Origin of the sequence: Pantoea sp. RSPAM1 (genome assembly GCF_038816185.1) — a bacterium.
In the GTDB taxonomy this organism is placed as follows: domain Bacteria; phylum Pseudomonadota; class Gammaproteobacteria; order Enterobacterales; family Enterobacteriaceae; genus Pantoea; species Pantoea ananatis.
Genome location: NZ_CP046137.1, coordinates 3,046,105 through 3,059,462 on the forward strand (window position 1 = coordinate 3,046,105; position 13,358 = coordinate 3,059,462).

A 13,358-nucleotide genomic window follows, 5' to 3' on the forward strand; every position below is an offset into this window, starting at 1 on the left:
GCAACAACCTTATACACATTGCATGTCTCACCTTCTCATTTCGCTCAGGTGCAAACAACATCAGGTCCCATTTTTAGGAATTACGGAACGCGTTTGAGTTCTTTCTTCACTTTATGGCTTTGCAATAAAATGAAGGTTTCCGGACGGTTAAGCAGCAGCCATTCTTTGAGGCTGCCGGATTTAATTCGGCGCCCCAGATATCGAATCGCATTAAGCACATATTCCGGTACAGGCGTTTGATTGTAGAGCGACAGATAGATCATTAAACGGAAGGAGTGAATAAGGTAAGCTTTTTCCAGCGCCTTTTTTAATTCACTTTGCGTCTGCGCACAACATAAGGTGTCATAGGTGGCGATAAACGCATTGTAGCGTTGGGCGAAAAAGGAAGGACTTTTACTGCTGTTAGTCAGTGAGCCAACGCGGATACGCTGTTTGTAATACGTCTGGCGAGTGACCCATGCCTGTTGGCAATGCATAAATACCGATAAGGTAAATTTGTGATCTTCATGCACGCGATCGACGAAGCGCAAATGATGCTGCTGGATAACGGTTTTTCTTACCACATAATTCCAGGCCGCGGACGTATAGGAGCCATTATGCAGCAAACTTAGCAGGACATCCTGTGGCTTCTGAATGCCGGTCAGGTTATGCCTGACTTTAGGCCACGTCACGTCTGGTTTGTCTTCGCGGTAAGCGCTGGAATTAAAACAAAACAAATCGGTATCGGGATAATTGTCGACAACCTGGGCCAGCTCATTGACGAATCCATCCATCACCACATCATCCGGGTCGCAAAAGAAAAGGAACTGCCCTTCAGCGACCTCTACGCCTTTATCACGCGCATTACCTGCGCCACCGTTGGCAATAGTGATCAGTTTCACCTGGGGAAGATGGCCATAGTGCTGTTCAATTAACGCCACGGTTCCATCGGTAGAACTGTCGTTAACAATGATAATTTCGTTTGGCGCGCTAATTTGTCTTAATAATGAATCCACACATTCGACAATATATTTTTCAACATTGTAAGTGGGAATAATGACCGATAACAGGATGTCAGACATACAGGTTTTCTCTGCTGTTAGAAAAGGACAAATAAATCCACCAGCCCGAGACAGGCACTGACCAAAGGCGAACAGTAATTTTAAAATAACAGGCGCTTACATTGAGCAGAGACATTTTACTGCCTGAATGACTAAAATGCCTGCCTCAATCTCAACAGGGTCCGAATGTGACAAAAACCATGGTTAGAAAATCTAAAGAATAGTTCACTCATAATCCTCTTCCCGTTGAGCAACCATTTAGGCACGGCCTTCTGTTCAGAAGGTTTTCAGGCCGGACATCTGTAACTAAAAATGAATTGTTGTTAAAAACTTCGCCAGACTGCTGCGCTTAACACGCACCGCCTGATGCAACTATTCCTAATCTTCTCGCGCCATCGCGTTAAATAACGTTGAATTTTAATTCTTTTTTCTTCGTCCTTCCTCCTGTGAATTTAAAAAAGCGAAAGGCGTGTTTTTTGTTTCACCTGAATGTTTCACTTTTCTGATACTCAAGTAACCAAATGTACGGATTTCCGGGTTTAAACGAATTTTATTCACCCGGATTAATGTATCGACTCGCCCGTCCTGGCGTTTTTAAGATTTGTCGCATCAGGTCTTACTCAGAGATGCGGCGGTCTCGCTTCAGGCCTTTTGCCGGTTTTCACCTTTAGATTGTCAGAAAAATCATTTAAGCCGTGCCGTCGCCTCTGCCAGGATGAAAGCATCAGTTCTCAACAAAAGATAATCAATAACTTTCAGTTATAAGGAGTCGTCATGAGAGTGCTCACGCTGGCAGGTAGTCCGAGATTTCCTTCACGGTCCACATCGTTATTAGCGCTGTGCCAGCGCAAACTGGAAGCATCCGGTGTTGAGGTTATCCCCTGGAATATCCATAACTTTCAGCCTGAGGATCTGATCAACGCCCGCTTCGATTCCCCGGCTATTCTCGCCCTGAGCGAAGACCTGGCTCAGGCTGATGGCCTGGTCATTGCCACGCCAGTTTATAAGGCGTCTTTCTCGGGCGCGCTAAAAACCGTCTTAGATCTGTTACCTGAACGCGCGCTGGCCCAAAAAGTGGTGCTGCCGTTAGCCAGCGGGGGCAGCGCTGGTCATATGCTGGCCCTGGATTACGCACTCAAGCCCGTATTAAACGCCCTGAAAGCCGAAGAAGTGCTTCATGGTGTTTACGCCGAAGATAAACAAATTCATCACTATGATCGCCAGCCGGAACTGGATCCGGTACTGGCTACCCGTCTGGAGGAGGCGGTGCACACGTTCTGGCTGGCGCTGTCACGACGTCATCAGCCCGTTGCGCTGGCTGTGTAAGGAAACAATGATGAAACGAATAATCGGCGCGTGGTTAATGGCAGGGATGTTAATGGCAGGCGCACAGGTGAATGCCGTAGAACCTGCCCCTGCACAGGTTCGTATCGGCTATCAAAAAGGATCGGTCAGTATGGTGCTGGCCAAGGAGCATCAGCTGCTGGAAAAGCGTTTCCCTGCTACCCGTATTCAATGGATCGAATTCCCGGCCGGACCGCAAATGCTGGAAGCGCTGAACGTTAACAGTATTGACATTGGCAGCACCGGTGACATTCCGCCTATTTTCGCCCAGGCAGCCGGGGCAGATTTGCTGTATATCGGCTCAGAGCCGCCTAAGCCGAAAGCTGAGGTTATCCTGGTCAGCCAGAACAGTCCGTTGAAGTCGGTTGCCGATCTCAAAGGCAAAAAGGTGGCGTTTCAAAAGGGGTCCAGCTCGCACAATCTGCTGTTACGTGCGCTGGAAGAAGCGGGCCTCAGTATCAAAGATATCCAGCCGGTTTATCTGACGCCAGCCGATGCACGCGCCGCTTTCCAGCAGGGTAACGTGGACGCCTGGGCAATATGGGACCCCTACTATTCTGCCGTACTGCTTCAGGGCAATGTCCGCGTATTGAAAGACGGCACCACGCTGAACCAGACGGGACCGTTCTACCTTGCAACCCGCCATTTCGCGCAGGAACACAATGACTTCGTCTTAGCGACGTTAAAAGCCTTTAGTGATGCCGAAGCCCTCACGCGTAGCGAACGTGACCAGAGTATTCATCTGCTCTCGACATCGATCGGTCTGCCTGAAGCCGTCATTGCCAGCAACCTGGACCACCGTCCACCCAGCCCGGTCAGTCCGGTCAGTGCGCGCACGGTTGCTATGCAGCAGAAAACCGCCGATCTGTTTTATGCCAATCATCTGATTCCCGTAAAAGTATCGATTGCCGAGCGCATCTGGCATCCCCAGGCCGTGACGCAATAAGGAGAAAAAAATGAGTGTTTCCGTATTCTGGTTCCTTCCAACCCATGGTGACGGCCATTATCTTGGCACGGCTGAGGGCGCGCGTCCGGTTGATCATGCCTATTTACAACAGGTCGCCCAGGCTGCCGACCGTCTGGGATTTGGCGGCGTACTGATCCCTACCGGGCGTTCCTGCGAGGATGCCTGGCTGGTGGCGGCATCGCTGATCCCCGTTACGCAGCGTCTGCGCTTTCTTGTCGCGCTGCGTCCTGGCGTGATTTCCCCCACCCAGGCGGCGCGCCAGGCTGCAACGCTCGATCGTCTTTCCAACGGACGCGCGTTGTTCAACCTGGTCACCGGGGGTGATCCTGAGGAACTGGCCGGTGATGGCGTCTTTCTTGACCACCGAGAGCGCTATGCAGAATCGGCCGAATTCACCCGCGTCTGGCGCCGCGTGCTGGAAGGCGAAACCGTGGATTACGAAGGCAAGCACGTGCATGTACGAGGTGCGCGTCTGATGTTTAAGCCGGTACAGCAGCCTCGTCCGCCGCTGTGGTTCGGGGGATCGTCAGAGCCCGCTCAGGATTTAGCTGCCGAACAGGTCGATGTTTATCTGACATGGGGCGAACCCCCTGCGCTGGTGAAAGAAAAAATTGAGCAGGTGCGGGCGAAAGCCGCAGCACAGGGCCGAAAGGTCCGGTTTGGCATCCGACTGCATGTCATCGTGCGCGAAACCAATGAGGAAGCCTGGCAGGCAGCCGATAAGCTGATCGCGAATGTGGATGATGCCACCATCGCCAAAGCGCAAAGTGCCTTTCAGCGCACCGACTCGGTAGGCCAACAGCGCATGGCCGCCCTGCACGGCGGACGCCGCGATAAACTGGAAATCAGCCCCAACCTTTGGGCGGGCGTTGGGCTGGTGCGCAGCGGGGCAGGCACCGCGCTGGTTGGCGATGCGCCTACCGTAGCGGCTCGCATGAAAGAGTACGAAGCCCTGGGCATTGAAACCTTTATTCTCTCTGGTTATCCGCATCTGGAAGAGGCTTATCGCGTCGGTGAGCTGCTGTTCCCCCATCTGGATCTGGCTATTCCCCAGGTCCCCCAGCCTCGTGTTATTCAGGCGCACGGTGAAGCGGTCGCCAATGATTTCACCCCAGAGAAAAAAGCCGCGCGGGCCTGAGGAGATAACGATGACGAGACGACGTAACGCCTTCTCAGCGGCGCTGGTGCCCTGGCTACTGCCGGTATTACTGGTGGTGGTCTGGCAAATTGCGTCACAGACCGGTTGGCTGTCTACCCGTATTTTGCCCGCGCCGGAAAAGATTGTGACGACCTTTTGGCAGTTGGCTGTCAGCGGAGAGCTCTGGCAGCATCTCGCCATCAGCAGCTGGCGAGCGTTGCTTGGTTTCAGCATTGGCGGATCGCTCGGCCTGGTACTGGGATTAATTACCGGTACTTCGCGAATGGGTGAGCGTTTGCTGGATACCTCGCTGCAAATGTTACGTAACGTGCCCCATCTTGCGCTGATCCCATTGGTCATTCTGTGGTTTGGCATTGATGAGTCAGCCAAAATTTTTCTGGTGGCGCTGGGTACGCTGTTTCCCATCTACCTGAATACCTATCACGGTATTCGTAATGTGGATCGTGGGCTGGTTGAGATGGCCCGTAGCTACGGCTTATCCGGCTGGAGCCTGTTTGTTCAGGTGATCCTGCCGGGCGCGTTACCAAGCATCATGGTGGGCGTCCGCTTTGCTTTGGGGTTGATGTGGCTGACCCTGATCGTCGCCGAGACAATTTCGGCTAACGCAGGGATTGGCTATCTGGCCATGAATGCACGTGAATTTCTGCAAACCGATGTGGTGATGGTCGCCATTATTCTTTATGCCCTGCTGGGAAAACTGGCTGATGTCAGCGCACTGCTGCTGGAGCGCGTCTGGTTACGCTGGCATCCGGCCTATCAACGTCAGGAGAAAACAGCATGATACACTCCGCCAGCCCGGCGCGTCTGAATGCGGGTACCCCCGTAGGTTTAAAGGGCGTCAGTAAAAAGTACGGTGAACGCACCATTCTGAATCATATCGATCTGCATATTCCTTCCGGCCAGTTTGTTGCCATAGTGGGCCGCAGCGGCTGCGGTAAAAGCACCCTACTGCGTCTGCTGGCCGGTCTGGAAAGTACGACCCAGGGCGAGCTACTGGCAGGCAATGCGCCGCTGCAGACCGCACGTGAAGAAACCCGGTTAATGTTCCAGGATGCGCGACTGCTGCCGTGGAAAAAAGTGATTGATAACGTCGCTCTCGGCCTGCGTGGCAAGGTATGGCGTAAAGCCGCACTGGAGGCACTGGAAGCCGTAGGCCTGGCGGACAGAGCGCAAGACTGGCCTGCCGCTTTATCCGGTGGGCAGAAACAGCGCGTGGCACTGGCACGGGCGTTAATTCACCGTCCCGGCCTGCTGTTGCTGGATGAACCTCTGGGTGCGCTGGACGCCTTAACGCGAATCGAGATGCAGGCGCTCATCGAATCGCTGTGGCAGCAGTACCACTTCACGGTTCTGTTGGTCACGCACGATGTCAGTGAAGCGGTCGCGATGGCTGATCGGGTATTACTGATAGAGGAAGGCCAGACAGGCCTGGATTTGCAGATCGATTTGCCCCGGCCACGGCGACGAGGATCGGCGCGTCTGGCAGAGCTGGAAGCCAAAGTGCTGGATCGGGTGATGCGCCACGGCGCGGCAGAAAAGCCTCCCCGCTACGCGCAACAGCGTTAAAGAAACGGCGGGCATTTGCCCGCCGTTTCTTATCAGGCATTCAGTGCCTTGGTAATTTTCTCGTACAGATCGCCAGACAGTTTATCCAGTCCTTGTAACTGTTCCAGCGCCTGGCGCATCAGCGCCTGACGGTGGGCATCGTAACGTTTCAGACGAATCAACGGCTCAATCATACGCGAAGCCACCTGCGGATTGCGGGTGTTCAGATCCGTCAGCATCTCCACCAGGAAACGATATCCGCTGCCGTCTTCGGCGTGGAAGGCGGAAGGATTACCCGAAGCAAAAGCGCCAATCAGTGAACGGATGCGATTCGGGTTGCCCATACTGAAGGAACGATGTGACAGTAAACGGCGCACGTTGAGTAAGGCATTCTGCGCTGGACTGGTAGCCTGCAACATAAACCATTTGTCCATCACCAGGCCATCCTTGTGCCAGCGTTCATCATAGTCCGCTAACAACGTATCACGGCAAGGCAACTGCGCCGCCACCGCTGCGGAGAGTGCCGCCAGTGAATCCGTCATGTTATTGGCATGGTGGTATTGCGCCTGCACCAGTTTATCCGCCAGATCCATATCACCAAATGCCAGATAGTACAGACAGATATTCTTCAGCGAACGTTTGCCGATTTCCGCATGATCAACGTGGTACTCCGCCTGCTGATTCGCGTTATAAACGGCAAAGAATTCATCTGCCAGTTCCCGCGCCAGGGTACGGACCAGAGCTTCGCGCACCAGTGCAATTGCCTGAGGATCGATAATCTCAAACAGTTCGGCGATTTCGTTTTCGCCAGGCAGCGACAGAATCAGAGCGGTCAGCGCCGGATCGCTGTTGGCATCCAGCAGCACCGTGCGGAAAGCATCCGCGACATGCAACGGCAGCGACAGATGCTGGCCCTGCTGATGGCGTGCGACATTGAGGCGCAGGTAGGTTGCCAACAGACTTTGCGCCGCGTCCCAACGTGAAAAATCGTTGCTTGCATGACGCATCAGGAACGTCAGCTGCGCGTCGCTCCACTTGTAGTCGAGCTTCACCGGCGCGGAAAACTCACGCAGCAGCGATGGCACCGGCTGGAAGTAAACGTTGTCGAAAATAAAGGTCTGGAACTCTTCCGTTACGTTCAACACGTTATGCACCGGATGACCGTTGTGCTGCAACGGAATGACCTTACCCTGTCCGTCATACAGTTCGATGTCCAGAGGGATATGCAGAGGCAGTTTCTCTTTCTGCCCGGCCGTCGGCGGCGTGTGCTGCGTCACGTGAAGCGTGTACTGTTCCAGTTCCGGATTGTAGTCATCGCGTACCGAGAGCGTAGGCGTGCCTGACTGACTGTACCAGCGACGAAACTGGGAAAGATCAACGTTAGACGCGTCTTCCATGGCCTGAACGAAATCATCACAGGTCGCCGCGCTACCGTCATGACGTTCGAAATAGAGCTGCATGCCCTTCTGGAAATTCGCTTCGCCCAGCAAGGTGTGCATCATACGGATCACTTCCGATCCCTTTTCATACACCGTCAAGGTGTAGAAATTGTTCATCTCGATAACCTGATCCGGGCGGATAGGGTGCGCCATCGGGCTGGCGTCCTCGGCAAACTGCGCGCCGCGCATGATGCGCACATTATCGATTCGGTTTACCGCACGCGATCCCAGGTCGGAACTGAACTCCTGATCGCGAAACACGGTCAGCCCCTCTTTCAGGCTCAGCTGGAACCAGTCGCGACAGGTCACACGGTTACCGGTCCAGTTGTGGAAATATTCATGACCGATGACTGCCTCAATCCCCAGATAATCTTTATCGGTGGCGGTTTCGGCTTTGGCCAGCACGTATTTGGAGTTGAAAACGTTAAGCCCTTTATTCTCCATGGCCCCCATGTTGAAGAAGTCCACCGCAACAATCATAAAGATGTCGAGGTCATACTCCAGGCCGAAACGCTCCTCATCCCACTTCATGCTGTTCTTTAATGACGTCATCGCCCAGTCGGCACGATCCAGATTGCCGCGATCGACGAAGATCTCCAACGCTACATTCCGACCCGAACGCGTCGTAAAGCTGTCACGCAGCACGTCAAAATCGCCCGCGACCAGCGCAAACAGATAGCAGGGTTTCGGGAAAGGATCCTGCCACTTCACCCAGTTACGGCCTTTGTCATCCTGGCCACTGTCAACACGGTTCCCGTTTGACAGCAGGAAGGGATAGCGGCTGCCGTCAGCAATAATCGTGGTGGTAAAGCGCGCCAGCACGTCCGGGCGATCCAGATACCAGGTAATATGACGAAAACCTTCAGCTTCACACTGGGTACAGAGCGCTTCACCCGATTTATATAAGCCTTCAAGGGCACTGTTACGATCGGGATGAATGTCATTAACGATTTTCAGCGTAAAGCTGTCCGGTAACTGGCTGAGCACCAGGCAACCCGCCTCTTCACGCCAGGCCGTCCAGGCCTGACCATCCACTTCCAGCGAGACTAGCGTCAGATCTTCGCCGTCCAGACGCAGTTCAGCCTGGCTGTCTCCCTGACGCTTAACCTGACTCACCGCCGTCACCCGCGTAGTGCTTTCATCGAGTTCAAAGGTTAAATCGATATCAGTGATGGTGTAGTCTGGTGCACGATAATCGTGTCGATATTTTATTTGTGGCTGCTGCGTCATATTCCGTCCCGCATTAAGTAGTTATTCATCAACGTCTTTGCATTATTCACTCAAGTATAAGCCTTACGCGTCAAACGTCTAAGCATGATGCGCCGAGCTTAGCACGCACAACGTGTACATCTGGTAAAATGGCTACAATTTGTTAACAATGACACATTTCGTCCTCGACTCGCTATCCTGAAATATGCTGTGATCGCTGTCTCTTAGTGATTTATACTTTTGCGTCTTTTACGACGTTTAATACACCGGGCTCTGCGCCACCGAACAGGATGCCGAAACGCGCCATGACAGGACATGCTTCCCCGATACTGACTTCGCTGCTGGATACGGATGCTTATAAACTCCATATGCAGCAAGCCGTATTCCACCGTTACCATGATGTCACGGTGGCCGCGGAGTTTCGCTGCCGTAGCGACGAATTGCTGGGTTTTTATGCTGACGAGATCCGTGCAGCCATTGACGCCATGCAGGCACTGGCGCTGACCGATGCTGAATATGCCTGGTTATCTGATCTGCCCTTCTTTGCTGATGACTACCTTAACTGGCTGCGAAATTTTCGCTACGACCCGCAGCAGGTAGACGTTCGCAATCATCATGGCAAGCTGGCTATTCGTATCCAGGGCCCCTGGCGGGAAGTGATCATGTGGGAAGTCCCCCTGCTGGCCTTGATCAGTGAAGTGGTCCATCGCCACCGTACCCCAGCCATCAGCAGCCAGCAGGCCGTGGATTTTCTGCATCAGAAACTCGCTGCCTTTAAGACTCAGGTTGCCGACACTGACATGTCACGTTTTCGCCTGATGGATTTTGGTACCCGCCGCCGCTATTCCCAGGATGTGCAGGAATCGATCGTCAGCACGCTGAAACAGGATTTTCCCTGGCTGATGGGCACCAGTAACTACGATCTGGCCCGTCGCCTCGCACTCACGCCAGTGGGTACCCAGGCCCACGAGTGGTTCCAGGCTTTTCAGCAAATCAGTCCGGTACTGGCGAACAGTCAGCGCGCCGCCTTACAGGCCTGGCTGGATGAATATGATGACAAGCTGGGCATTGCACTCACAGACTGTATCGCCATGGATGCCTTCCTGCGCGATTTCGGCCCGGTGTTCGCCCGGCGTTACCAGGGGCTGCGTCACGATTCAGGTGACCCGGTTGAGTGGGGCGAAAAAGCGCTGGCCCACTATCAGCAGTTGGGTATCGATCCGCTCACGAAAATGCTGGTGTTCTCAGATAATCTCAATCTGGAAAAATCGCTGGCGCTGTATCGCCACTTTGGTCAGCGTACCAACGTCGTCTTCGGCATCGGCACGCGCCTGACTTGTGATATTCCTGGCGTTACGCCGCTCAATATCGTGATTAAGCTGGTGCAATGTAATGGCAAGCCGGTCGCCAAGCTTTCCGACAGCCCAGGTAAAACTATCTGTCAGGATAAAGCGTTCGTTAAGGCCCTGAGAAAAGCCTTTGATCTGCCACTGGTTAAAAAAGCCAGCTAGCGTCTTTGTTATCGGGGCGTTATCGCGCCCCGCCTTCCTGCAATAAATCGGTTATTCCCCTGAATTTTGCTTGTTTCCTGTTGACTCACAAGTAACATAGCTACACCCCAGTCTGGGGAATTCATTCACACACTTCTTCTATATAGAGAGATATTTATGAGCGTAGTGCCTGTAGCGGATGTACTGCACGGTCGCGTCGCGGTTGACAGTGAAGTCACCGTACGTGGTTGGGTGCGTACCCGAAGAGATTCAAAAGCCGGTCTTTCCTTTATCGCTGTCTATGACGGCTCCTGCTTTAATCCCGTTCAGGCTGTCGTCAATAATTCTCTGAATAATTATCAGGACGAAGTGCTGCACCTGACCACCGGCTGTTCCGTCATCGTCACCGGTAAGGTCGTTGCCTCTCCGGGTCAGGGTCAGGCATTCGAAATTCAGGCGACAAAGCTGGAGGTCGTGGGCTGGGTAGAAGATCCCGACAGCTATCCAATGGCGGCAAAACGCCACAGTATCGAATACCTGCGTGAGGTGGCCCACCTGCGTCCGCGTACCAACCTGATTGGCGCCGTGGCGCGCGTTCGTCATACCCTGGCCCAGGCGCTGCACCGCTTCTTCCATGAGAACGGCTACTTTTGGGTTTCCACGCCCCTGATCACCGCCTCTGACACCGAAGGGGCTGGTGAGATGTTCCGCGTTTCGACGCTGGACATGGAAAACCTGCCGCGCAACGATAAGGGCAAAGTCGACTATTCGGAGGATTTCTTTGGGAAAGAGGCCTTCCTGACGGTTTCAGGTCAGTTGAACGGTGAAACCTACGCCAGCGCCCTGTCGAAAATCTACACCTTCGGCCCCACGTTCCGTGCGGAAAACTCCAATACCAGCCGCCATCTGGCAGAGTTCTGGATGCTGGAACCCGAGATTGCGTTCGCCTCATTAGACGATGCAGCAGCCCTGGCGGAAGCCATGCTCAAGTATGTCTTCAAAGCGGTGCTGGATGAGCGTGCAGACGATATGGCATTTTTTGCCGAGCGCGTAGACAACGATGCGATTAATCGCCTGGAGCGTTTTGTTACCACCGATTTCGCCCAGGTCAATTATACCGATGCCGTCGATATCCTGATGAACTGCGGGCAGACCTTTGAAAACCCTGTGTCATGGGGCATCGATCTGTCCTCCGAACACGAACGTTATCTTGCCGAGAAGCATTTCAAAGCGCCTGTGGTAGTGAAAAACTATCCCAAGGACATTAAGGCGTTCTACATGCGCCTTAACGACGACGGGAAAACCGTGGCCGCGATGGATGTGTTAGCGCCGGGTATTGGTGAAATTATTGGCGGTTCTCAGCGTGAGGAACGTCTGGATGTGCTGGATGCGCGTCTGGAAGAGATGGGGCTGAAAAAAGAAGATTACTGGTGGTATCGCGATCTGCGTCGCTATGGCACCGTGCCACATTCAGGGTTTGGATTAGGTTTCGAACGTTTAATCGCCTATGTCACCGGCGTACAAAATGTAAGAGATGTTATCCCCTTCCCACGGACGCCACGCAACGCGAGCTTCTGATTTTCAGCATTAAATATAAGAAATTCATATATATATAGAGGTCGGCATCGCCGGCCTTTTTTTATTTTTGTAAATTTTGATATGACTCACAAAGTTCCGTTATTTTTACATCTTGTAATACATTTTTTATATTTGAAACAAGATTACGACTTTTGTAGCATTTTCGCAGTAGAATTACCCGATGGGGGATGGAAAGATGCGTGCAGACACAGGAGACACCAAACTTCTTTCAAGGTTCGCGTAAAGTTTTCTTGACAGCAGTGGCAGGTGTCCAAATAACTCCAATGAGGGTAATAAATAATGATGAAGCGCAACATTCTGGCAGTGGTTATCCCTGCTCTGCTCGCCGCCGGCGCAGCCAACGCAGCAGAAGTTTATAACAAAGACGGCAACAAGCTGGACCTGTACGGTAAAGTGGATGCACGTCATACTTTTTCTGATAACGCTGGCGACGATGGCGATCAGACTTATGTTCGCTTCGGTTTCAAAGGTGAAACCCAGATTAATGACCAGATGACCGGTTACGGTCAGTGGGAATACAACATTCAGGCGAACAACTCTGAAGGTTCTGATGCGCAAACTGACAACAAAACCCGTCTGGGCTTTGCTGGTCTGAAGTTCGGTGATGCAGGCTCAATCGACTACGGCCGTAACTACGGTGTGGTTTACGATGCAATCGGCTGGACCGATATGCTGCCTGTATTCGGTGGTGACTCAGGTAACTCCGATAACTTCATGAACGGTCGTAGCACCGGTCTGCTGACCTACCGCAACACCAACTTCTTTGGTCTGGTGGATGGCTGGAACTTTGCTGTTCAGTATCAGGGCAAAAATGACCGTACTGATACCCGCCGTGCAAACGGTGACGGCTGGGGTGTATCAACCTCTTACACCTCTCCAATTGGCGTAGGTATCGTAGGTGCTTATAGCAGCAGCGACCGTACCAATGCACAGGCGGCAGGTGCACAGACCACATTTAGTAACTCCGGCAGCACCACCACCGCTACAAGCACAACGGGTGAAGGCGCTGGCAAACGTGCTGAGAGCTGGGCAACTGCTCTGAAATATGATGCGAACAACATCTATTTGGCAGCGATGTATGGTGAAATGCGTAATGCTGCACCAATCTCACGCTCAACAACAGGCACCTTCAATGTTAACGGCCAGACATTTACCAACGCTTCTTTAAGCGGTTATGCCAATAAAGCTCAGATCATTGAACTGGTGGCACAATATCAGTTCGACTTCGGTCTTCGTCCATCACTGGCCTACGTTCAGTCTAAAGCCAAAGACATCGAAAATATCGGCGATGCTGACCTGTACAAATACTTCGATGTGGGCGCAACCTACTACTTCAACAAAAACATGGCCACCTACGTTGATTACAAAATCAACCAGCTGGACAAAAACAACCCACTCGGCATTCCTAATGATGACGTAGTTGGTGTTGGTCTGGTTTACCAGTTCTAAGTTTTGTTACTGCAGTACAAAAAACGGAGCTCTGGCTCCGTTTTTTATTGCCGTTTTCTCACCCACTCCCCGGTTATATCTCCCAAACAACATTAAAACGGGTAATTCTGTCGCACA

Annotated in this window: 10 protein-coding genes; 8 read left to right on the plus strand and 2 right to left on the minus strand. The window is 52.7% G+C overall.

Going from position 1 to position 13,358, the window contains the following annotated elements; translation table 11 throughout:
- Positions 1-80 precede the first annotated feature (80 nt).
- Positions 81-1,061 carry a glycosyltransferase gene (locus tag GKC68_RS14825; protein WP_058706744.1) on the minus strand — a complete coding sequence of 327 codons (981 nt, stop codon included), beginning with the start codon at positions 1,059-1,061 and terminating at the stop codon, positions 81-83.
- Positions 1,062-1,814: 753 nt separating this feature from the next.
- On the opposite strand from GKC68_RS14825, the gene ssuE reads away from it, so the two are divergent.
- The 5 genes from ssuE to ssuB are packed head-to-tail and all read left to right on the plus strand — an operon-like array spanning position 1,815 to position 6,076.
- A complete protein-coding gene (ssuE, locus tag GKC68_RS14830; protein WP_221611109.1) occupies positions 1,815-2,366 on the plus strand; it encodes an NADPH-dependent FMN reductase in 552 nt (183 codons plus the stop codon).
- A 10-nt stretch (positions 2,367-2,376) separates the two neighbouring features.
- The gene (locus GKC68_RS14835; RefSeq protein WP_342656900.1) at positions 2,377-3,330 is read left to right on the plus strand and encodes a sulfonate ABC transporter substrate-binding protein; all 954 of its coding nucleotides are present in this window, start codon (positions 2,377-2,379) and stop codon (positions 3,328-3,330) included.
- A 10-nt stretch (positions 3,331-3,340) separates the two neighbouring features.
- Positions 3,341-4,489: an FMNH2-dependent alkanesulfonate monooxygenase gene (gene ssuD / locus GKC68_RS14840; protein WP_047715537.1), complete on the plus strand. Its 1,149-nt coding sequence runs from the start codon at positions 3,341-3,343 to the stop codon at positions 4,487-4,489.
- A gap of 10 nt (positions 4,490-4,499) precedes the next feature.
- Positions 4,500-5,291 (plus strand): aliphatic sulfonate ABC transporter permease SsuC, encoded by a 792-nt coding sequence (ssuC, locus tag GKC68_RS14845; protein ID WP_047715536.1) that lies wholly within the window; start codon positions 4,500-4,502, stop codon positions 5,289-5,291.
- Complete coding sequence (ssuB, locus tag GKC68_RS14850) at positions 5,288-6,076, plus strand: aliphatic sulfonates ABC transporter ATP-binding protein (protein ID WP_342656288.1); 789 nt, start codon at positions 5,288-5,290, stop codon at positions 6,074-6,076. Before ssuC ends, ssuB begins: the two co-directional genes overlap by 4 nt.
- Positions 6,077-6,108: 32 nt before the next feature.
- Here the strand turns inward: ssuB and pepN are convergent, their stop codons facing one another.
- The gene (gene pepN / locus GKC68_RS14855) at positions 6,109-8,724 is read right to left on the minus strand and encodes an aminopeptidase N (RefSeq protein ID WP_028723686.1); all 2,616 of its coding nucleotides are present in this window, start codon (positions 8,722-8,724) and stop codon (positions 6,109-6,111) included.
- Between the two features lie 284 nt (positions 8,725-9,008).
- On the opposite strand from pepN, the gene pncB reads away from it, so the two are divergent.
- The 3 genes from pncB to GKC68_RS14870 all read left to right on the plus strand — a co-directional run bounded on the left by pncB (position 9,009) and on the right by GKC68_RS14870 (position 13,241).
- On the plus strand, positions 9,009-10,214 hold the full coding sequence (pncB, locus tag GKC68_RS14860; RefSeq protein ID WP_342656289.1) for a nicotinate phosphoribosyltransferase: 1,206 nt from the start codon (positions 9,009-9,011) through the stop codon (positions 10,212-10,214).
- A gap of 156 nt (positions 10,215-10,370) precedes the next feature.
- On the plus strand, positions 10,371-11,771 hold the full coding sequence (gene asnS / locus GKC68_RS14865; RefSeq protein WP_206114498.1) for an asparagine--tRNA ligase: 1,401 nt from the start codon (positions 10,371-10,373) through the stop codon (positions 11,769-11,771).
- Between the two features lie 300 nt (positions 11,772-12,071).
- A complete protein-coding gene (locus GKC68_RS14870) occupies positions 12,072-13,241 on the plus strand; it encodes a porin (RefSeq protein WP_342656290.1) in 1,170 nt (389 codons plus the stop codon).
- Positions 13,242-13,358 lie beyond the last annotated feature (117 nt).